The 19,824-nt window shown below is 58.8% G+C and carries 17 protein-coding genes; 13 read left to right on the top strand and 4 right to left on the bottom strand.

All coding sequences use genetic code 11. The features are described 5' to 3' along the window. Nucleotides 1–249: 249 nt before the first annotated feature. Complete coding sequence (locus ETAA8_RS30500) at nucleotides 250–1,995, top strand: DUF6798 domain-containing protein (RefSeq protein WP_145097982.1); 1,746 nt, start codon at nucleotides 250–252, stop codon at nucleotides 1,993–1,995. Continuing rightward, nucleotides 1,992–2,636, top strand: coding sequence for an NUDIX hydrolase (locus ETAA8_RS30495; RefSeq protein ID WP_145097979.1), 645 nt, complete (start codon nucleotides 1,992–1,994; stop codon nucleotides 2,634–2,636). Before ETAA8_RS30500 ends, ETAA8_RS30495 begins: the two co-directional genes overlap by 4 nt. Nucleotides 2,637–2,645: 9 nt before the next feature. Here the strand turns inward: ETAA8_RS30495 and ETAA8_RS30490 are convergent, their stop codons facing one another. After that, on the bottom strand, nucleotides 2,646–2,948 hold the full coding sequence (locus ETAA8_RS30490) for a hypothetical protein (protein WP_145097976.1): 303 nt from the start codon (nucleotides 2,946–2,948) through the stop codon (nucleotides 2,646–2,648). A 562-nt stretch (nucleotides 2,949–3,510) separates the two neighbouring features. Here ETAA8_RS30490 and ETAA8_RS30485 point away from each other — a divergent pair. Then, nucleotides 3,511–3,948: a hypothetical protein gene (locus tag ETAA8_RS30485; protein WP_145097973.1), complete on the top strand. Its 438-nt coding sequence runs from the start codon at nucleotides 3,511–3,513 to the stop codon at nucleotides 3,946–3,948. A gap of 8 nt (nucleotides 3,949–3,956) precedes the next feature. Here the strand turns inward: ETAA8_RS30485 and xylB are convergent, their stop codons facing one another. Further along, nucleotides 3,957–5,474, bottom strand: a complete 1,518-nt coding sequence (xylB, locus tag ETAA8_RS30480) for a xylulokinase (protein ID WP_145097970.1) — start codon at nucleotides 5,472–5,474, stop codon at nucleotides 3,957–3,959. A 256-nt stretch (nucleotides 5,475–5,730) separates the two neighbouring features. Between xylB and ETAA8_RS30475 the strand changes: the two genes are divergently transcribed. After that, complete coding sequence (locus ETAA8_RS30475) at nucleotides 5,731–6,978, top strand: glycosyltransferase family 4 protein (RefSeq protein ID WP_145097967.1); 1,248 nt, start codon at nucleotides 5,731–5,733, stop codon at nucleotides 6,976–6,978. Then, nucleotides 6,978–7,304: a hypothetical protein gene (locus ETAA8_RS30470; protein WP_145097964.1), complete on the top strand. Its 327-nt coding sequence runs from the start codon at nucleotides 6,978–6,980 to the stop codon at nucleotides 7,302–7,304. The genes ETAA8_RS30475 and ETAA8_RS30470 overlap by 1 nt, the downstream gene beginning before the upstream one ends. 271 nt (nucleotides 7,305–7,575) lie before the next feature. On the opposite strand, the gene ETAA8_RS30465 is transcribed toward ETAA8_RS30470, so the two are convergent. Together ETAA8_RS30465 and ETAA8_RS30460 are read right to left on the bottom strand one after the other, a co-directional pair. Further along, nucleotides 7,576–8,532: a serine hydrolase domain-containing protein gene (locus ETAA8_RS30465; RefSeq protein WP_145097961.1), complete on the bottom strand. Its 957-nt coding sequence runs from the start codon at nucleotides 8,530–8,532 to the stop codon at nucleotides 7,576–7,578. A gap of 48 nt (nucleotides 8,533–8,580) precedes the next feature. Next, nucleotides 8,581–8,793 carry a hypothetical protein gene (locus ETAA8_RS30460; RefSeq protein WP_145097958.1) on the bottom strand — a complete coding sequence of 71 codons (213 nt, stop codon included), beginning with the start codon at nucleotides 8,791–8,793 and terminating at the stop codon, nucleotides 8,581–8,583. 218 nt (nucleotides 8,794–9,011) lie between these two features. Between ETAA8_RS30460 and ETAA8_RS30455 the strand changes: the two genes are divergently transcribed. The 8 genes from ETAA8_RS30455 (at nucleotide 9,012) to ETAA8_RS30420 (ending at nucleotide 19,814) form a co-directional block, all read left to right on the top strand. Then, nucleotides 9,012–10,619 carry a DUF1549 domain-containing protein gene (locus ETAA8_RS30455; protein ID WP_145097954.1) on the top strand — a complete coding sequence of 536 codons (1,608 nt, stop codon included), beginning with the start codon at nucleotides 9,012–9,014 and terminating at the stop codon, nucleotides 10,617–10,619. A 117-nt stretch (nucleotides 10,620–10,736) separates the two neighbouring features. Next, nucleotides 10,737–12,023: a DUF1501 domain-containing protein gene (locus ETAA8_RS30450; protein ID WP_145097951.1), complete on the top strand. Its 1,287-nt coding sequence runs from the start codon at nucleotides 10,737–10,739 to the stop codon at nucleotides 12,021–12,023. A gap of 69 nt (nucleotides 12,024–12,092) precedes the next feature. Further along, the gene (locus ETAA8_RS30445) at nucleotides 12,093–13,154 is read left to right on the top strand and encodes a WD40 repeat domain-containing protein (RefSeq protein ID WP_145097948.1); all 1,062 of its coding nucleotides are present in this window, start codon (nucleotides 12,093–12,095) and stop codon (nucleotides 13,152–13,154) included. Nucleotides 13,155–13,308: 154 nt separating this feature from the next. After that, nucleotides 13,309–14,748, top strand: a complete 1,440-nt coding sequence (locus ETAA8_RS30440) for a DUF1501 domain-containing protein (RefSeq protein ID WP_145097945.1) — start codon at nucleotides 13,309–13,311, stop codon at nucleotides 14,746–14,748. Nucleotides 14,749–15,136: 388 nt separating this feature from the next. Continuing rightward, nucleotides 15,137–16,039 carry a DUF1559 domain-containing protein gene (locus tag ETAA8_RS30435; RefSeq protein ID WP_202921974.1) on the top strand — a complete coding sequence of 301 codons (903 nt, stop codon included), beginning with the start codon at nucleotides 15,137–15,139 and terminating at the stop codon, nucleotides 16,037–16,039. A 65-nt stretch (nucleotides 16,040–16,104) separates the two neighbouring features. Beyond that, nucleotides 16,105–16,524 carry a hypothetical protein gene (locus ETAA8_RS30430; protein ID WP_145097939.1) on the top strand — a complete coding sequence of 140 codons (420 nt, stop codon included), beginning with the start codon at nucleotides 16,105–16,107 and terminating at the stop codon, nucleotides 16,522–16,524. 212 nt (nucleotides 16,525–16,736) lie between these two features. Further along, complete coding sequence (locus ETAA8_RS30425; RefSeq protein ID WP_145097936.1) at nucleotides 16,737–17,393, top strand: hypothetical protein; 657 nt, start codon at nucleotides 16,737–16,739, stop codon at nucleotides 17,391–17,393. Continuing rightward, the gene (locus tag ETAA8_RS30420; protein ID WP_145097933.1) at nucleotides 17,394–19,814 is read left to right on the top strand and encodes an ATP-binding protein; all 2,421 of its coding nucleotides are present in this window, start codon (nucleotides 17,394–17,396) and stop codon (nucleotides 19,812–19,814) included. Nucleotides 19,815–19,824: the final 10 nt, after the last annotated feature.

Below are 19,824 nucleotides of genomic sequence, written 5' to 3'. Positions count from 1 at the left end.
TTCATCCGCGAGGCGTTGTCCCGAAACTTTGTCCTGACCCACTTCTAGTCAAACAACTCGAAGTGCCAACCACTTTGAATCAATCGTTTTGTGCTCGTGACGACTTAGGGAGTCACCCGAAAAGTGTCAGGACAATTTTTCGGGCCAGTCTCAACCAGCTAAAGGCAACGTCGCACCGCCCGAAAATTGCCCCGACCCTGGCCTGGCTCGCCACTGGCCAGTTTTGTACTCAGCGATTAGCCTGAATGCATGCCCCGACGCGTCGGGCTAAGTATTTCCTTCCTCTCCCGCAACGACGAAATCCTCGTGAGCCGTAAGTCCCCGCCGCCGCTGCTGGAAGTGATCGACTCCGGCGAGGGGCGCGACTATTCCTGGTTGCAAGCGGCGGTCGAAATAGCGTTCATCTTTTTGCTGTTTTTTATTCTCGCGGGCTCACCTCCGCCGGGCGTGGGCGAATCGCACTACTTGCCCAAAGCTAAGCATTATTGGGATCCCAGTTGGTGCCGCGGCGATCTGTTTCTCGACTCGGCCGATGCCCATCTAACGTTCTATTGGTGCTTTGGTTGGGTGACCCAGTACTGCTCGCTGACCACAACTGCTTGGATTGGCCGCGGTGTCACCTGGCTGCTGCTGGCCGCTGCTTGGCAACGCTTGAGCGTCGCGCTCGTGCCGCAGCGACTGATGTCGATTCTCACCGCCGGGCTGATGATGATCTTCCTGCGCTGGTTTCACATGGCCGGCGAATGGATGGTCGGTGGTGTCGAAGCCAAGAGCTTTGCGTACGTCTTCTTTCTCTTGTCACTTGAATGTCTCGTTCGCAGGCGTTGGACCGGAGCGTGGCTCTGGATGGGCGCGGCCGCGGCGTTTCACGTACTGATTGGTGGTTGGGGCTGCGTGTTGATTGGCGGCGTTTGGCTTCTCGAACGGAATCAACCCGATTCGCCTTCGCTGCTCCGCATGATGCCGGCGGTGCTCGGCGGCTTTGTTCTTTCGCTGCCAGGATTAATCCCTGCGATCTTGCTCAACAAAGGTGTTGATCCCGAAATCGCCCGCGAAGCAACGACGGCCTACGTCTTCGAACGCTTGCCGCATCACCTGGTGTTCCATCGCTTCGAACATCTTTATATGGCTCGGCAACTGGCACTCCTCATCGCCTGGGCCGCGCTCGCCTGGCATCAGCGTCACGATGTCCGTTTGCGCGCATTGCACCTGTTCGTGCTAGGGGCGGTGCTCATGGGCGCGGTGGGGGCCGCCATCGATCAGTCGTTGCTCTGGCAGCGCGAACTCGCGGCCCGGTTGCTCCGTTACTATTGGTTCCGCCTTAGCGATTCGATGCTGGCGATTGGTGTGGCCTTGGCAATTGCTGCCGAGCTTTCTCGCCGCGAGAAGTCGCAGCCCGGGCTGACTGCAGCCGTGATGACGCTGGCCATGCTGGCTGTGGGGATCGACCTGTCGTATGCCATGTGGTCGCGCAGCGAACTACGCGTGCCCGGCGCGTTCCTGCAACCCAAGCCGACGCAAACTTCGCCGCTGGAAGACCCGCACGCAGCACCAACACAGCCCGAGCTTTCGCCGCAGCAAATGTTTGCCGAGTGGCAGCGCGTTTGCGATTGGATCGAACGTGAAACGCCCGCGCAGGCTGGTTTTCTGACACCCCGTCGCCAGCAGACGTTTCATTGGTACGCGCAGCGCCGCGAGGCGGTGAACTGGAAGGATGTACCTCAGGATGCGGCCGGACTAATGCGCTGGAAAGCAGCCATGGAAGAACTCTATCCGCGTGCGACCTTTGTGCGCGATCTGGCTGCACACAGCGATGACGAACTTGTCCGCCTCGCGCGCAAGTACAATGCCACCTATATCGTGCTCGATCGCGCGCGGGCCGAGCGCGGGCTGAAGTTGCCGCGCATCTATCCCACGTTTCCAGGCGAGAATCAAGCTTACGAGGTTTACTTCGTTCCGCCCCTTGCCGCCGCCAAGGAAGGAGCCGCGCAGTGAACACGAATATCGCGCCGCTCCAGATGTCGCCCGATCAGTTGGCCGACTATTTGGGTGAGCGAATCGCGCGCGGGTTGCCCGGCCGCAAAAGTCAAACGCCCGTCGCGCCGCAACTTTCCTTTGGCCGTCACTTCGGCCCACCTGCGCGCGAAGCGCGAGAAGCAGCCGTGCTGTTGCTTCTGTATCCCAAGTCGTCGGGCTGGCATGTTCCTGCGATTCTGCGTCCCACGCACATGAAGGCGCATGCCGATCAGGTCGGTTTGCCCGGCGGCATGGTCGAAGCAGGTGAGTCGAGTCAACAATCGGCACTGCGTGAGTATGAAGAAGAACTCGGCGGGCCGCGCACTGGCATTCGCGTGCTCGGGGAACTATCGCCGCTGTTTGTCTTCGTCAGCAACGTCCTTGTCCGGCCTCATCTGGCACTCTGCCTGGAGACGCCGACGTGGCAGCCCAACCCGGGAGAAGTGGCCGAGGTCATCGAAGTTCCCGTGGCCCAGTTGCTCGACCCGACTGTGCTCGGCATGCATCAGATCGAGCGCCGCGGGCTGATCTTTTCTGCGCCGCATTATCAGATCGGCAATCGCCGTATCTGGGGCGCAACCTGCATGATGCTCGCCGAATTGGCCGCGCTTGTTGCGTAGGCCGATCTGCTAAGCCGAATCGGCTTGGACCAGGCGCGGCTGCCAGGCAGGGGACTTGAGTTGGTTGAACGACTTCGGCAAGCGAGCGGCAGGAGAACCAGACGTGGCGTGCCCGAGCGAGTTCTTCAGCTGGGCGACCTGACCGGGCTCAAGTTGCACGGTCGATTGCGTAAACCAGCCCACCCCTTCGCCATACGACTGCTGACGCAGTTCGAGGCGGCTCCCTTCGGGCAGCTGCACCAAAACCACAACCAGACGTTCCTTGTCCGACAGCGCTGGGATGGCGCTCAGAATCGTTTCAGAGGATTGCATAGCGTTGAGGCGGGAAAGGTGGGCGGGAGTGAACTCAAGCGGAACTGGGAATTGCCGAGGGTTTGAACCCAACTGATTTTGAGATTCTGTCTCAGCTACGACTTATTCTATGAGTCGCCGGGGCAATGTCAATCTGATTATGGCGAATTTTCAAGTTCGCCTGCCGTGAAGCATCGGCTTGGAATCGCGGTCCAGGAATACCACTTTTCTTTCCTGCCCGCTAACCATCAACGCAAGTGCATTTATGATGGCCAAGTTTGAGCCTTGGATTCCCCGGCAATTTTGCTTGCGGCACCAGACGGTTCTGAATTCTCAGGCGGCGGAAGTCTATCGACTCGTTTGCCGAACCGATTTCTCGGCTCCAGGATTTTGTGTGCTGAACTGCGGTAGCGAGTTCACATCGTCGCAGTTCCGGCAGCGAATGCTCGACCTCACTAAATCGCTTGCTGTCATACACGAGTCAACTACCGGCAACTCCCTCGGATATTTGTCCGCTGCCAGGTTCGATCAACAAACAACAACGAAGTTCCATCGTGACGGCGGCCCGGAAGAATGCTTCTTAATGCTTGGATACGAGCCCAGCGAGGTCGAATCCGAAATACAGATTGCCGACTATGCCCGCTGTGCTTTTGATCTGGGCATCTCGCCCCAGAATTTCCTCACGCGGCATAATCCCATGTTTCATTCAGGCCAAACGCTTTTAGCGCCGTATGTCACTCGCCTGTCGTGCTTCGCACCGACTGACTATCAAATTGTTTGCATCAATAACTTAGCTGCGCCTTTTTCACGCGAACAGCCGCGCTGGCAAGGGACGTTGCATACTGCGACGATTCTGTCGCCGGACGACTCGCGACGTCGAGTAATCAATTCCACCATGATTGGGCCGCTACCACTTGGCATTGCGCCGGCGATATCGCCAGAACAACTCCACGGGTTTGTAGTCACTACCGAAGTGCGTCGACAAGGCTATGACAAACGTCACCTCAGCGACGATCAGTAGTAGCGAGGTTACAGTTTCGCAATCGCTTGAAAATCGGCTTTCAACGACTGATACAGCCGCTGATAGACCGGGAAGCCGCGGTCGTAGATGGGAATGGCTTTCTTATCGACGGGCGTGCGATTGACGACGCGGATGTTCGCAGCACAAGCTTCCTGGATGTTCTTGTAAGCCCCGGCACCGACCGCGGCGAGTAAGGCAACGCCATACGCGGGCCCTTGTTCGGCATTGATGGTGACCACTTCCTGGCCGAAGACGTCGGCCTGAATCTGCCGCCAGAACGGGCTCTTGGCGCCGCCACCGGAAGCGCGGATTTGCTTCACGGGGACGTTCATCTCGGCGAGAATCGCCAGGCTATCGCGCAGCGAATAAGCAACTCCTTCCATGATCGAGCGCGCCAGATGCCCGCGACCATGCGAGAGCGTGAGACCAATGAAACAGCCTCGCGCATTGGGGTCCGCATGCGGGGTGCGCTCGCCAGATAGGTAGGGGAGGAAGAACAACCCCTGGCTTCCTTGCGGAGTGGCAGCCGCTTCGTCGGTGAGGATTTTGTAGGGATCGACTTTGCCCTTGGCAGCAATGTCTTGGCAAACTTGTTCGATGAACCATTGCAGCGAACCGGCGGCAGAAAGGGTCACCCCCATCATGTGCCACTTGCCGCGCACTGCGTGGCAAAAGGTGTGCAGCCGGCCAGCGGGATCGACTTGAATCTGCTCGCTGTGGACGAACATCACGCCGCTGGTGCCGAGCGAGTTCGAGAGAATGCCACTTTCGACCACACCGGTTCCGACTGCATTCGCCGCGCAGTCGCCGGCACCGCCGACGACGACGCAGTCGGTCGTCAGGCCCAGTTCCTTCGCCGCCGCAGCCGTCAGTTTGCCGGTTACTTCTTCGGACTCATAGACCTTGCCGAGCAGCGAAGCATCGAGTTCCAGCTTCTCAAGCAGCTTGGTGCTCCAGTTGCGTTTGGCAACATCGAGCAGCAGCATGCCGCTGGCGTCGCTGACTTCGGTCGCATATTCGCCCGTCAGGCGGCGACGAATGTCGTCCTTGGGCAGCAGCACTTTCACCGTCTTGGCGAAATTTTTGGGCTCGTGATTGCGGAGCCAGAGAATCTTCGGCGCGGTGAAGCCCGTGAGGGCCGGATTCGCAACCATTTGAATTAACTTCTTCCGCCCGCCAGCGCGCTCTTCGATTTCTGCGCACTCGGCCGCGGTCCGCTGATCGTTCCACAGCAGCGCGGGGCGCACGACCTTGTGATTCTTGTCGAGAAACACGCTGCCGTGCATTTGCCCCGAGAGCCCAATGGCCTTGATATCGGCCGGCTTGAGCTTGGCTTTCTTCACCGCGGCGCGGACAGTGGCGATGGTCGCCTGCCACCAATCTTCCGGATCTTGTTCGCTCCAGAGGGGCTTGGGCATCGAGAGTGGATATCCCTGCGATGCTTCGGCCAGGATCTTGCCATCTTCGCTCACCACCAGCGTCTTGGTGCCTGAGGTGCCGACATCAATGCCGAGAAAGTGACTCATGAGAGGGTGCTCGTAACTGGATAATAAATAGAGAGGGTCGATGGTGTAAAATAGGCTGCGTAAAGCAGGCGGGATTGTAGCTGGCTGTTGCTCCAGCGACCAGAACTGGAGACTCGCCCGGTACGCTCAGGTTTGAGGACGGCGGCAGAACCCGGTACGATGAGTACAGGCTTGGTGCTGGTTCGTGAACTGCGATTTGAGTGAACACCTGTGGTCAGTGGGTTCGTCGAACGTCGAGTGCGTCATTGAGGGGCGGATGTCTGGTACGCTCCAAAATCCTGTTGGTCAGCGGTTGTCACGCCAGACGGGCGATTCGTTGCCGGCAGCGCCGCGAATCGCCATCGTCGCGCGCCGCTTCTGGCCCATCGCGGGCGAAGCCGAACTCGATCTCGTGCGACTCGCGGAAGAGTTGTCGCAACTTGGCGCGGCCCCGACCATCATTACGCCCCGCTGGGAGAAACAATGGTCGGAGCGGAGTCGCGTGCGCGGCGTGCCGGTCGTGCGCTTGCCCTGGCCAGCTACGCCAGGCTGGGGAATGTTGCGCTACTTGTATAGTTTGTCGCGTTACTTGCGCCAGCAGCGGCAGGAGTTTGATGCCGTCCTCGTCGCTGGGTTGCGGGCCGAAGCGTTTTGCGCGTTGGCCAGTTTGCCGGAGAATGAGATTCCCGTCGTCCTGCGCGCGAGTGAAGCGGGCACCTATGGCGAAGTTGCCTGGCAACAGCAAGCGCGGTTTGGCAGTCGAATTGCGAACAGCTGTCGGCAGGCGGGCGCGATCATTGCCAACTCTTCGTTCGTCGCCGCTGAATTGCGCGCCGCGAATTATCCGGCTGAACGGATTCATGTTTTGCCATCGACGACCGATCAGGAATTGCCAACTCGCACTCCTGCCACCAAAGCTGCGGCTCGGGTGGCGCTCGCAGCAGCGAATCACGACCTGCATATCGTCGGCGAAGCACCAGTCGCGGTGTGCATTGCTTCGCTGCAACCCGAGCGCGGGTTGGAGGCAATGATTCGCGCCTGGCTGCCCATTCAACATCGCTGGCCGCATGCCCGGCTGTGGATCGTCGGCGATGGCCCCGCGCGCGAAACAATGTTTCGCTTGGTTTGCGATTTAGATGTGCGCTATCGCGTGGTCTTGCCCGGTACCTTCGACGATTGGACCGATTTGCTGCAAGCGGCGGACGTGCTGATTGCTCCCGCTCCTCGGCCCAGTCAAACGACTGTCCTGCGCGCGGCGCTGGCCAGTGGGCTGGCAGTGGTGGCGACCGATCAGACCGAGCATCGGCAGTGGATCGAGCCCGAACAGAATGGGCTGCTGTATGCGGCGAGTGAGAAGAACTCGCTCACGCTGTGCCTGACACGTTTATTTGAGAATGCCGCGCTGCGCGAGCGGCTAGGTCAGGTGGCAAAGCAATCGGCACTTTCGACGGCGGCAACGATCTCGAGTGAAAAAGAATCGCGGTGGCTGCTCAATCTGGTCGCAGCTCACCGCGATCACTCGTGATGTATCGCGAAGGACTAGCCGCCGAACTTCTTGCCGTGGAACTTAAAGCTGTTGTGGTGGAAGTTCTGGTTGTGGTTATGGAAGTTGTGGAACTTGTTGAAGTGGAAGCCATTAAAATTGTGACCGCCATTGTGGAAGTTGTGGCCACCACCGTTGAACTTGAAGTTCTTATGGCCACCACCAAAGCTACCGCTATGGCCGTGGAAACTGCTGCCGCCACCGAAACCATTTCCGGCGTAAGCGGACGAAGCGGACAAGCTGCTGAGCATCAGGGCGACAACAGCGACGACAGTGTAGAGAGCACGATTCATGGCAAGGACTCCTAGGCGGGACGATTGAGGTGGGACACCTGAGCAACATGCTCGGGTGATGAAACTCTCTTAAAGCACGCCCCGTGCCAGAGCCTGCAGAATCTCTTTCCTGCGCCGTAGCTTCGCTGCAAAAGCCTTGTAAAACGCAGGAAACATCCAGGAAAGTCGCTAATTGCGAAATGCCAGAGGATTCTCAGCCGTTTCCGGTGTGATCCGTTCGATCACGCTGTCATCTCATTTCGATAATCCCAATCCCGGACTGGGATTGTTCGCCTGGTATCTCCCCCTATTTACCCGCCTGCCTCGCTGCGGCCACCAGCGTGGCAATTTCGCCGATGAGCGGATTCACGCTTCCTTTGCCATCGGGATGGACGCGGTTGCTCAGGAAGATGAGGAACCAATCCTGCTCGGGGTCGATCCAGATCGCGGTGCCGGTGAAGCCGCCGTGACCAAACGCAGCTGCCGAGCGGGCAGTGCCGCCGTTGGTCGAGAAGCCGGTCCGCATGTCCCAACCCAGTCCGCGCAGTCCTTCGTACTTCTCGCCATCGTTGCGGCGACCGGGAACCACGTTGCCGGTCGTCATCAACTGCCAGGTCTCGGGTTGCATGATCTTCACGCCCTGATATTCGCCTCGGTTGAGCATTGCCGAGGCATACCGGGCCAGATCTTCGGCCGTGGAGAAGAGTCCCGCGTGCCCGGCAATACCTCGCAGCGCATAAGACCGTGGATCGTGCACGGTACCTCGCATCCAGTGGCCGTCACGTTTCTCGGTCGGCGCAGTGCGATAGCCCAGTGACTTGCCAGGCACAAAGCCGGTCTCGTCCATCCCCAAAGGGCGAAAAATGTGAGCCTGTGAGAACTCGTGTACGTTCTGCCCGCTCAGTTTTTCGATCTGCAGCCCGAGCGTGATGAAGTTCACGTCGCTGTAGACGAACGTCTCGCCCGGCGGTTTGCTCAGTTTGAGTGCCAGCAGTCGCTGGTTGGCTTCGTCCACGCCCTGCAAGTAGTCCCGCAGCGCGTTATCGGCGATTTGCCCGCTGGTATGAAGCAACAGTTGCCGCACTGTGACCTTCTGCTTCGCTGCATTAGCTTCGGCATCGCCAGTCTCTATAAATGTCGGCAGATAGGTGGCGACTGGCTCGTCGAGTTTCACTTTCCCTTGTTCGACCAGCAGCATTACACTCGTCGCCGTAGCAATCGGCTTGGTCAGCGAAGCCAGATCGAAAACCGTGTTGGTCGTCATCAACTCAGCTGGCTCGTCGCCATCGGCAACGCATTTGACTCCATACGCCTAAAGCCAGGCCAGTTTTCCACGGCTGCCAAACGCCACCACGCAGCCCGGCATTTTCTTCGCCGCCAAGCCAGCCGCGACGATTTTCTCAACCCCTGGCAGTTTCTCTGCCTCAAAGCCCGCATCAGCCGGCGCGACCAACTTCAGGGGCGGCGGCGCAGACGGAATAGCTTGCCCAACTGCCCGGGTCGTCCAGCCAACCGACAATAACATCAGGAAACAACCCAAAACCAAGCGGCTGCAGGACATTGCGACCTCGGAACGAGAAAAGGAGCCCGACAAGCAGCACCGCACAGGCAGAATTTTGCCAGATTCTGCTTTCCTGTCGCCGATGCCATTCATTAGACTAAGCATCAGCTGTCGCTCATGCGACCCCCGCCAAAAACAGATCGTCCCGCCCGCCGCCCAGCCTGCCGACAGAGGTTTCTCCTATGGTTTGGAAGGTTAGTTGCTTTGTTCTCCTGTTCGGCTGCTCATTCGTTTGCCAAGCGTGGCATTCGGCTCATGCTGAAGACGCTCCGTTGCACGCGCGCATCGACCAGTTAATCGAGGGAGCTGCTGGGGGAGAGTTAGCTCCGCAGACCAGGGATGGCGAGTTCCTCCGCCGGGTCTATCTCGATTTGGCCGGCCGCATTCCCACGCGAGACGAGGCGGCTGCGTTTTTTGCCGACCAAGACAAGGACAAGCGCTCCAAAGTCATCGACCAGTTGCTGGCCAGCGACGACCACGTTCGCCGCCTGCAGCAAGTGTTGCACGTGATGCTCATGGAACGGCTGGGAGACCACGAAGAGTGGAAGAAGTTTCTCGCCGAATCGGTCAAGGTGAACAAACATTGGGACCAACTCGTTCGCGAACTGCTCAACCCGAATGCGGACGACGAACAGACTCGGGGCAGCGCCCTCTTCTTTTCGAAGCGGCTGGAAACTAACGGGCAGGTACCGGTCGATGTGCCCGCGCTGGTCCGCGATGTCGGCCGGCTGTTCATGGGCATCGATGTCCAGTGTGCTCAGTGTCATGACCATCTCTTCGTCGACGAATACAAGCAGGAGCACTATCACGGCTTGTTTGCATATATCAGCCAGGTGGGGCTGCGAACCGATGTGAAGTTTCCTGCAGTTGCCGAGAAGCCGCTGCTGAAGAAGGTCGAGTTCATGTCGGTGTTTGTGCAGGAGCCGAAGTCGATCGGCCCACAGGTGCCCGGCTTGCAGGAAGTGTCGCTCCCCACGTTCGAAAAGGGAGAAGAATACGAAGTTAAGCCCGATCTTAAAGCCAAGACGCCGGGCAAGCCGAAGTTCAGCGCGCTGCAAGCCCTGGCCGAGCAGTTGCCGACAACCAGCAATCCGTTCTTCAAACAGAACATTGCCAACCGCATGTGGTGGTTGCTCATGGGGCGCGGGCAAGTTCATCCGCTCGATCTGATGCACAAGGACAACCCTGCGTCGCATCCGGCCGTTCTGTCGTTGCTGGCCGATGAACTGGCCGCCAAGGATTTTGACCTGCGCTGGCTGCTCAAAGAACTGGCCCTCACGAAGACGTATCAACGGAGCACCGTCGCCTCGTTCGCCGCCGACGATATTCCACTCCAGTCGTATCGCGTGGCGCTCGAGAAGCCGCTCCTCTCGGAACAACTGCTGCAAAGCATGCTCACCGCGACTGGTATGTCGGCCACGGTGAAAGAAGCCAAGCAACTGGCCGATTTGCAGGCCAAGTTCGACAAGGCCTTCGCCCTGCCGGCTCGCGAGCCGGAAGTAGAGCATGCTCCTTCGGTGAAGGCCGCCCTCTTCCTGCTGAACGACACTACGGTCATCGGTTGGCTCAAGCCGCAGGAGGATAACCTGACAGCCCGCCTGGAAAAACTAACCGATGCTGGCGCGCTCGCCGACGAACTCTACCTGAGCGTGCTGACTCGCCAGCCGACCGCTGACGAGAAGAAGATTGTTGCCGACTACCTGGCCAAGCATGCCGATGCTCGCACCGAGTCGATTCGCACGCTCGCCTGGAGTTTGCTGGCCTCGAACGAGTTTGGAATTAATCACTAGTTTCCCCATTTCCGTAGGGTGGGCCGAGCAACGCGAGGCCCACCGAAATCGACATCGCCACGCACATTACGGTGGGCCTCGTTTCACTCGGCCCACCCTACCTCAACGAGACCTCCGATGCTGAACAACCGTCTTTGCAAACCATGGGAGCACACCCTATCGCGGCGGCAATTGCTCGGCGCGGCTGCTGGTACCGTCGGCGCACTCGGAGTCAGCGATTTGTTGCAGCCGGCGATTGCCGAAGAAGTGAAAAAGAAGAACAAGCAAGTGCTGTTCATCTGGATCGACGGCGGCATGAGCCAGCTGGAAAGTTGGGACCCCAAGCCGAACACGCTGTTCGGTGGTCCCTTTCGCGCCATTCCGACTTCGGTCCCCGGCATTCACATCAGCGAACTGATGCCGAAGACCGCGAAGCAGATGCATCACCTGGCCGTGATTCGCAGCGTTTGCACCAAAGACAATTCTCACTCGGCGGGTGTGGCTCGCATTCAGCGCGGCGATCCTAAGAACCGGGGCGTCACGTATCCGTTCTTCGGTTCTGCCGTGGCCAAGCTGCTTGGTTCCGGCGATAGCGGGCTGCCTCCTTACGTGTGGATCAAGCCAGGCAGTAGCGGGTTCATCCATACCGATGCTGGTTTTCTCGGCCCTAAGTATGGCTGCATCGCCTTCGGCGACGGCAAGCCGCCGGAGAACTTGCCCCTGCATAGCGAGATCACTCCTGAACTCGATGCCGAACGGGACGAACTGCGCAAGCTGGCCAACGCCAAATATGCCGCTGGTCGCCGCAAGCAAGTCGGCGATGCTCAGGGTTATGTCTACGACGTGGCTCGCACGCTGATGCGCAGGCAGGATCTGTTCGATACATCGAAGTTCGATCCGAAAGATGTCGAGCGGTATGGCACGCACGAGTTCGGCCGGCACATGCTGCAAGGCCGCAAGATGCTCGAAGCGGGCGTGACGTTCGTCAAAGTGAACAGCTATGGCTGGGATACGCACGGCGACAACTTCAATGGTCACCTGAGCTTGATGCCGCGCTACGATCAGGCGTTTGCGGCGATGATCGAAGACCTGTCCGAGCGCGGCATGCTCGATAACACGCTCGTCATTACCATGAGCGAGTTTGGTCGCACCCCGCGCATCAACGGCCACATCGGCCGCGATCACTGGCCCGAAGCCTGGTCGGTTGCCATGACGGGCTGCGGTATCAACCGCGGGCTGGTGGTGGGCAAGACAAACAACCAAGGAACCTGGGTCGATGGTGACGAACACGACATTGGTCATTTGTTCCACACCTGGTTCAATGCCCTGGGTATTGACCCGAAGAAGATCGAATACAACAACGTCGGGCAGCCCCTGCCGATCGCCCACGACGATATGCAACCTGTGAAGGAGCTCCTTTCGTAGTCATCTCACTCCGCGAGATGACAATTGCGGTTGACCACCTTCCACAGTTTGAACACGTAGGAACGAACCATGATCGAAACTCCCGAACTACTGAAGAAATACCAGCCCAAGCAATTCAAAGTCATCGATGCCGATCCCCAGGTCTCGAGCGCGCGGTTCAGCCCGTGTGGCAAAGTGCTAGTGGCCGGCGGATACGACGCCAAGATTCGCCGCTGGAATTTTCAAACCGAAGAGTTCACCGAACTCGCGGCGCTCGAAGGTCATCACGGTTGGATCGAAGCTTTTGCTTTCACTCCCGGCGGTGAACAACTCTTTGCTGGCGACTCGTGGGGCAAGCTCGTTTGCTGGGGAGACATTCACGGCGAGAAGCCCGCTGCCACGTGGCAACACGAACAGGCCCATGATGGTTGGATTCGCGACCTGTCCATCAACGGCGACGGCCAGTTGCTCGCCAGCATCGCCACCGATCACAAACTGAAGATCTGGTCGATCGCCGATGGCAAATTGCAACACGAGTTGTCCATTGTCGAAGATCCTCGCGTGGTCAAGTTTCATCCCGATGGCAGCTTGCTCGTTGGCGATGCCAAGGGAATCGTCCAGTGGCTGAAGCTCGACGGCACGCTGATTAAGAAGTTCGACGCGGGCATCTTGTTCGTATTGTCTCGCCTGCAAGATTGCGGCGGCGTGCAGTGCCTGACCTTCGATCGCGAAGCAAAAATGCTGGCTGTCGGCGGTACGCTGCCGAAGAACGGCGGGACGGTCGTTGGTGTGCCGACGCTGCTGCTGTTCGACATGGCTACCGGCGAGCAGAAGCAGAAGTTCGACCTGGGCGATGGTCAGGACGTGTTTGTGGCCGATTTGCGCTATCATGACGAAGGCTTTTTGTCGCTCGTCACCTACGGCACGCCTGGCAAGGGGCAGTTGCTCTATGTGCGGCCCGATGAGAAGACCCCGTTCTTCACCGAGAAAAAGCTGGCGAACCCGCACAGCCTGAGTTGGCACCCCGATGGCAAACGCTTTGCCGTCGCCGCGACCAATACTGGCAGCAACGGCAACGGCCGCCGCCTCGGCAAAGATGGCGAGTACCTGGGGAACAAATCTCCCATTCACCTGTTTGCGATTCCCGCTTAACCGCTCGTAGAATGCTGGCACGTTGGCGAGTCACTCCGTGACTCGCAGTTTCCAGTCATGGAATGACTGGACTACGAGGTGCCAGTCAGGGAATGACTGGGCTAAGGATGAGATGACCGAGTCACGAGACTGAGCTAATTCGCAGGATTCGAACATGACCAAACTTGCCGCACAGCATCCTCAGTTTTCACGCCGCACTGCCATTCAAGCGGGGAGCATTGGCCTGCTCGGGCTGGGGATGAATCATCTCTCGGCGCTGCAGGCTGCCGATAGCGCGGGCAAAGTTCGCAAAGCCAAGTCGGTCATTTACATCTTTCTGTCCGGCGGTCTCGCTCAGCAGGATAGTTTTGATCCGAAGCCCGACGCGCCCGAAAATGTTCGCGGCGAGTTCAAGGCGATCAATACCAAGACCCCGGGAGTGCATGTTTCCGAACATCTGCCGCTGCTGGCCGCGCGCAGCGATAAGTGGGCCGTCGTCCGCTCGCTGACGCATCCTTATAACGAACATTCGCAAGGTCACATGGTAATGCTCTCGGGTCGCTCGCCGATGCCCGTGGGCTTTAACCCCTCGAAGCCGATGCCCGGTGATTGGCCGTCGATGGCCGCGATCACTAGCGACGTCTTGCGCCCGACGAACAACCTGCCACCCGCCGTGGTGCTGCCCGAACGGTTGATCCATCGTACTGGGCGCGTCATTCCTGGCCAGTTTGCGGGCCTGATGGGACCGAAGCGCGAGCCATGGTTCATCTCGGCTTCGCCGTTCAATGGCAAGACCTACGGCGCTTATCCCGAGTACGAATTCCATCACGAAACGGGCAAGGCCGATTCGCAACTCAGCTTTCAAGCGCCCAACCTGGCACTTCCCGAAGGGCTGTCGCAAGAGTCGTTTGCCAATCGTCAGCACTTGCGCCGTTTGCTCGATGGTCAGCGGGGCGAACTGGAACAAGCGGCTGGCGTGCAACAGTTCGATCGCTTTCGCCAGTCAGCCATTTCGCTCCTCAGCGAACCGAGCACACAAGCGGCTTTCGATGTTACTCGCGCACCGGAAAAATTGCAGGACGCTTATGGCCGCAACAGCTTTGGTCGCTCGCTGCTGATGGCGCGGCAGTTGGTCGAAGCAGGCGTCTCGCTGGTGCAAGTGAACCTGGGTAATAACGAAGCCTGGGATACGCACCAATCGATTTTCCCCAACCTGAAAAACTTCCTGCTGCCCCCAACCGATAAGGGTGTCTCGGCCCTGCTCGACGATCTCGAAGCGCGCGGCCTGCTCGACGATACGCTAATCGTGATGGCGGGCGAGTTCGGTCGCACACCGCGCGTGTTTGGACTTTCGGCCACGCGCTTGCCAGGTCGCGATCACTGGGGCGCGGTGCAAAGTGTCTTCTTCGCAGGTGGCGGCGTGAAAGGTGGCACGGTCATCGGCAGTTCCGATCGCATCGGCGGCTATCCGCACAACGATCCGCAAACCCCCGAGCAGATGGCTGCCACCATTTACTCGTCGCTGGGTATTCCTCCAGTCGCGCATTGGCGAGACGAATCGGATCGCCCGCATCACATCTATCATGCCGACCCAATCCCCGGTCTGCTCTCTTAATGAATTGTGCATAGCTGTGCGAGTGCGCGCTAAATGTCGCGCACGCTGCTCCCCGAAAGAGCCTTTCAGCAAGTTCTTTCGACCGGCAGATGTTCTCGCGCCGGAGGGGATAAACCTGACCGGTGAGCACACTTTACGCAAATCGTTGCGGCCAACCGCGTTGTGCGAATCGCCGCAAATGACTCCAAGTGTCAAGTTAATTCCTTGAATTAACTCGCGTTCTTTTTACGATTCCACATCAACCTGCCACGTTGCCCCTTTGCAATTCGAAGCTCCTCTCTGGCATCGGAAGTGGATGATGAGTACTACTAGTTCGAGCGCTACTGCGCATCGTCATGCTGTGCCAATTTGTTCTGCACGTCGGCCGGTTCGTTCAAGTCGTCAGCGAATGGGGTTTACGCTCGTCGAGTTGCTGGTGGTGATCGCGATCATTGGCGTGCTTGTCGCGCTGCTATTGCCTGCCGTGCAGGCCGCACGCGAAGCTGCTCGCCGGATGAAGTGCAGCAATAACCTGAAGCAGAATGTCCTCGCGCTGCACAATTTTCACGATACCTACGGCACGTTTCCCAAGTACACCAGCAGCAGCGTTGGCTGGCCGTCGTTCGTGCTGCCGTTTGTCGAGCAGCGAGCGATCGGGGACAAGGTGCTCCCCACTGCGGCGTCGTATAGCGATGCCACCAATGCCAATCGTTTGATGGGGCAGAACAAGCTGGTGATGTTGCTTTGCCCGAGTTTTGTCGTGGAAAAATCATTCAGCACCATCGATGAAATCAGCGGTTTCGGCAAAGCGTACACGACCCACTATGTCGGCTGTATGGGCCCGGTCGGCAATTTACCCGGCACGTCGACTCCTTATCCGGTCAGCACGACCGGGGCGGACCAAGGTGGAATTGCCGCCGATGGCATGATGTCGCCGGTCCCGTTCATGACCACCACCACGCCCGTCGCCACTGGCATCAAAATGGGTGAAGTGACCGACGGCACGAGCAACACGATCATGCTCTTCGAAATGGCGTGGAAGGGAATGGAAGACGCGTTCCGCGCCTGGCCCCGCGGCTATCGCTGGAACAGCGAGAATGTAACCGCCAAGAACATTCAGAATGCGATGCGGAAGGTGAAGTATGGAAGTGGCAACTTCAACAACATCAGCATGGGGAGCAATCATCCCGGCGGTTGCAACATAGGCATGGGTGACGGCAGCATCCGATTCTTGTCCGAAACGGTGGATCTGAACAAGGTCTTGCTGCCGCTGGCCAGTCGCGCCAGTGGTGAAGTCATCGACAACTTCTAGAATTCTACAGCGATGCTTGTTACCTGTTATGCAGCAGTTGTCCCGCGGCGAAGAGGATTTGATCGATGAATATTTCAATTCGTCATGGTGTTGCCTGGTCAGTGCTAGTCCTCTTGGGAGCGGACCTGGTTGGCTGCGAGATGAAGAGTGGCCCGCCAACCTACAAACTGTCCGGCGCGATCACGTTCGATGGCCAGCCGATTCCCAAAGGGATGATCGTCTTCACTCCGGATAGCTCGAAAGGAAACTCGGGCCCTCAGGGGGTGGCGATGATTACAGATGGGAAGTACGACACCTCGACCGCGAATGGAAGTGGTGTTGGCAGTGGGCCGACAATTGTGCGCGTCATGGGCGAAGGAGGGGCAGAGAGCAAGTTGATTTGCGAGTATGAGTACTCCGTCGATCTCCCCCCGCAGGACTCCGAACTGCCGATCAGCGTTCCCGCTACAGCGGCGAATCGTAAGCCCCCCAGCCCTGAGATTTAGTACGTTCGCTACACTCCGCACGATTGTTACGCCACGACACTTCGGCGCTCGCCCGACGGGTTAAACGTCGTGTTATCGGCAGAGTCGCCCATTTTCGGCTAATCTTCGCGGCAATCTGTGCCGCCTGCCGATAGTTTGCGGAAGAGTCCGGCCAGAAGCAGGTTTTTGCCGGACTGTGGCTCGTCACGAGCCATCCAGGGCGAGACTTGCGAATGAGCGAATTAACTTCAGCGACTCGATCTGCGCTCCTAGCGCGGCTGCGCCATGCGCTGACGAAGTTTCGCTGGCCTGTGATGCTCGCCTGGCTATTGATTATCGGTGTCGGGTTTATCGCACTGGTGCACTTTAAGGCGATTGCAGGTTCGACCGCGGTCGTTCCCGCGAATTTCTCCGCGACGGGGCTCGCGCCGAATCCGCACGGCTGCACCTTGGTGATGTTTGCTCATCCGCGTTGCTCTTGCACCCGTTCCAGCTTGGCTGAACTGGCCGTCATCGTGGCGCGTGCTCCGGACCTGGCTCCGATTCAAGTGATCTTTTCTGCACCAGCAATCGATGACGAGGCCTGGACCAACAGCGATTTGGTTCGCCAGGCCAACCGCATGATCGGTGTGCAAGTGAAGTGGGATGCCGGCCAGCACTTGACGAATCAACTGGGGGTGCGAACCTCCGGACATGCGTTGCTTTACGATGCGACAGGCCAGCTGATCTATTCCGGCGGGGTGACCTCGTTGCGCGGCCATGCCGGCTGGAGCAGCGGGCACACCGCCATCCTGGCCGGTAATCGCGGCCAGCATGGCCCGCTGATCTCAGCCCCTGTGTTTGGTTGCAGCTTGCGTTGTGCTCCCACTGCCCCAGCGGAGAGCCAATAAATGCACGCCGCTGGTTCCCATCCCATACCGTTTGGCAGCCACGAGGAGCTGGCGAAGATCCTGCTGCGCGAACATCAGCAGCAGGTATTTCGCGAGACCGACCGCCTGTTTGCCTGGCTACTGGCCGCGCAGTGGGTCTTTGGTTTTCTCTTGGCGGTTTGGGTCTCGCCACTCACCTGGGCGGGGCTCTCCAGTTCGTTGCATCCGCACATCGGCATCTCCATCCTGCTGGGTGGACTGATCGTCAGCATTCCGGTGCTGTTTGCGATTCTGTTGCCCGGCACCGTGTTCGCGCGCTACTCGATTGCCATTGGTCAAATGTTGATGTCCGCCCTGCTGGTGCACTTGTCGGGCGGACGAATCGAAACGCATTTCCACGTTTTCGGCTCGCTCGCGCTCCTTTCGTTTTATCGCGACTGGAAAGTCCTGATGGTGGCGTCACTCGTGACTGCTGCCGATCACCTCCTCCGCGGTTGGTATTGGCCGCAGTCGATCTATGGAATCCTCGATTCCGGCCTGATTCGCACCGGCGAACATATCGGCTGGATCATGTTTGAGGATGTATTTCTGGTGCTGAACTGCGTTCGTTCGCAGCGCGAAATGTGGGAGATTGCTACTCGCCAGGCGCAGTTAATCACCGTCCATGCCGAGATCGAGCGTCAGGTCGAAACCCGTACCAGCGAATTGGCCGAAAAGACGGAATCGCTCGCCCGCAGCGAAGAACGGTTGCGGCTGATGATCGAAGGAACAGACGTGATTGTGTGGGAGTACGATTCCCGCACCGACGCCTTCATTTACGTCTCGCCCTGCGCCGTGAAGCTGGGTTATCCACTGGAAGATTGGTACCAGCCCGGCTTCTGGAAGCGTTCGTTGCATCCCGACGATCGCGATGCAGCCGTCGAGTATTGCCTGGCCGAAACGCACGGCGGGCGCGACCACCGCATTCAATACCGCATGTTTTCCGGCCAAGGCGCGACCATCTGGATCGAAGACCTGGTCTCGGTATCGCGCGCCGAACACGAACGGCACTTGCTGCGCGGCGTGATGATCGACATTACCGAGCGCAAGATGACCGAAGATCGGCTCCGGATCTCGCGCGACGAACTGATGGACCGCACGTACGACCTGATGGCCGCGCAAGAAACTTTGAACGACCAGGCGCGAGAGTTGACGCAGTCAGCCGAAGAGATGTCGCGACTGAAGGACGACGCAGAGCGGGCGAACAAGGCCAAGAGCGAGTTTCTCGCCAACATGAGCCACGAAATCCGCACCCCCATGACGGCCATCCTAGGTTATGCCGATCTGCTGCTCGAAGAGGGAGATATCGCGCAAGCCCCCCCGCATCGCGTAACGGCGCTGCAAACGATCCTGCGGAACGGCGAGCACTTACTCACGTTGATTAACGACATCCTCGACCTGTCGAAGATCGAAGTCGGCAAGCTAGGGGTCGAATCGATCGCCTGTTCGCCGCGCCAGTTGTTGGCCGATGTGGAATCGTTGATGCGGCTGCGAGCGCAGGAAAAGAGTCTCTCGTTACATTTCGAAGCCGATCGCTCGCTGCCTGAGACGATCGAGTCCGATCCGACTCGCGTGCGGCAGATTCTGGTGAACCTGGTGGGGAATGCCATCAAATTCACTGACCACGGTGGCGTGCGCATCGTTGCTCGTTTTGAGCGCTCGGAACTCGGGCGACTCACGTTCGACGTCATCGACACCGGTGCCGGCATGACGAGCGAGCAACAGCAAAAACTCTTTCGCCCGTTCACACAGGCCGATACTTCGACCACGCGCAAGTTTGGCGGTACTGGCTTGGGTCTGACGATCAGCAAGCGACTGGCCGAAATGCTTGGCGGCGATGTCAGCATTCTGGAATCGACTCCCGGGGGGGGCACTACGTTCCGCCTGGTCATCGAAGGGGTGAGAGAACTGCGGACCGAGTCGCGGCCGGTGGCTAACGGCGACCAGCGCAAAGAGGCGATGATTACGAAGGTCGCTGCGCCCGCAGTGAATGCAAACAAAGCGATCCTGCCAGAGGGCTGCCGCATTCTGCTTGCCGAAGATGGACCGGATAATCAACGGCTCATTTCGTACATCCTGAAAAAGGCCGGCGCGGAAGTCACCGTTGTCGACAATGGACGAAGTGCCACCGACGAAGCGCTGACAGCACTGGCCGAGTGCCGGCCGTTCGATGTCGTGCTGATGGACATGCAGATGCCGATCATGGATGGCTATGCAGCGGCCACGTTCCTCCGCGAGTTGGGTTATGCGGGGGCGATTATCGCGCTAACCGCCCATGCCATGTCGGGCGATCGGCAACGATGCCTGGCTGCGGGTTGCGACGACTATGCCACCAAGCCGCTGCAGCGCGAGCAACTCCTTGCGCAGATTGCGACCCTGATTCGAGAGCCCGTGCAGAGATGAATTGTGAGTG

Source organism: Anatilimnocola aggregata, from assembly GCF_007747655.1.
GTDB lineage: Bacteria > Planctomycetota > Planctomycetia > Pirellulales > Pirellulaceae > Anatilimnocola > Anatilimnocola aggregata.
Note: the sequence above shows the minus strand (reverse complement) of the source record. Positions and strands in the feature narration are given on the sequence as shown.

Coding starts and splice junctions, on each gene's coding strand:
- ETAA8_RS30460 (WP_145097958.1), bottom strand. CDS start 8,793: ATGTTATTGTCGGTTGGCTGGACGACCCGGGCAGTTGGGCAAGCTATT.
- ETAA8_RS30470 (WP_145097964.1), top strand. CDS start 6,978: ATGTATCGCGAAGGACTAGCCGCCGAACTTCTTGCCGTGGAACTTAAA.
- ETAA8_RS30420 (WP_145097933.1), top strand. CDS start 17,394: ATGCACGCCGCTGGTTCCCATCCCATACCGTTTGGCAGCCACGAGGAG.
- ETAA8_RS30485 (WP_145097973.1), top strand. CDS start 3,511: ATGCTTGGATACGAGCCCAGCGAGGTCGAATCCGAAATACAGATTGCC.
- ETAA8_RS30440 (WP_145097945.1), top strand. CDS start 13,309: ATGACCAAACTTGCCGCACAGCATCCTCAGTTTTCACGCCGCACTGCC.
- ETAA8_RS30430 (WP_145097939.1), top strand. CDS start 16,105: ATGAATATTTCAATTCGTCATGGTGTTGCCTGGTCAGTGCTAGTCCTC.
- ETAA8_RS30455 (WP_145097954.1), top strand. CDS start 9,012: ATGGTTTGGAAGGTTAGTTGCTTTGTTCTCCTGTTCGGCTGCTCATTC.
- ETAA8_RS30435 (WP_202921974.1), top strand. CDS start 15,137: ATGGGGTTTACGCTCGTCGAGTTGCTGGTGGTGATCGCGATCATTGGC.
- ETAA8_RS30500 (WP_145097982.1), top strand. CDS start 250: ATGCCCCGACGCGTCGGGCTAAGTATTTCCTTCCTCTCCCGCAACGAC.
- ETAA8_RS30450 (WP_145097951.1), top strand. CDS start 10,737: ATGCTGAACAACCGTCTTTGCAAACCATGGGAGCACACCCTATCGCGG.
- ETAA8_RS30425 (WP_145097936.1), top strand. CDS start 16,737: ATGAGCGAATTAACTTCAGCGACTCGATCTGCGCTCCTAGCGCGGCTG.
- ETAA8_RS30445 (WP_145097948.1), top strand. CDS start 12,093: ATGATCGAAACTCCCGAACTACTGAAGAAATACCAGCCCAAGCAATTC.
- xylB (WP_145097970.1), bottom strand. CDS start 5,474: ATGAGTCACTTTCTCGGCATTGATGTCGGCACCTCAGGCACCAAGACG.
- ETAA8_RS30475 (WP_145097967.1), top strand. CDS start 5,731: ATGTCTGGTACGCTCCAAAATCCTGTTGGTCAGCGGTTGTCACGCCAG.
- ETAA8_RS30465 (WP_145097961.1), bottom strand. CDS start 8,532: ATGACGACCAACACGGTTTTCGATCTGGCTTCGCTGACCAAGCCGATT.
- ETAA8_RS30490 (WP_145097976.1), bottom strand. CDS start 2,948: ATGCAATCCTCTGAAACGATTCTGAGCGCCATCCCAGCGCTGTCGGAC.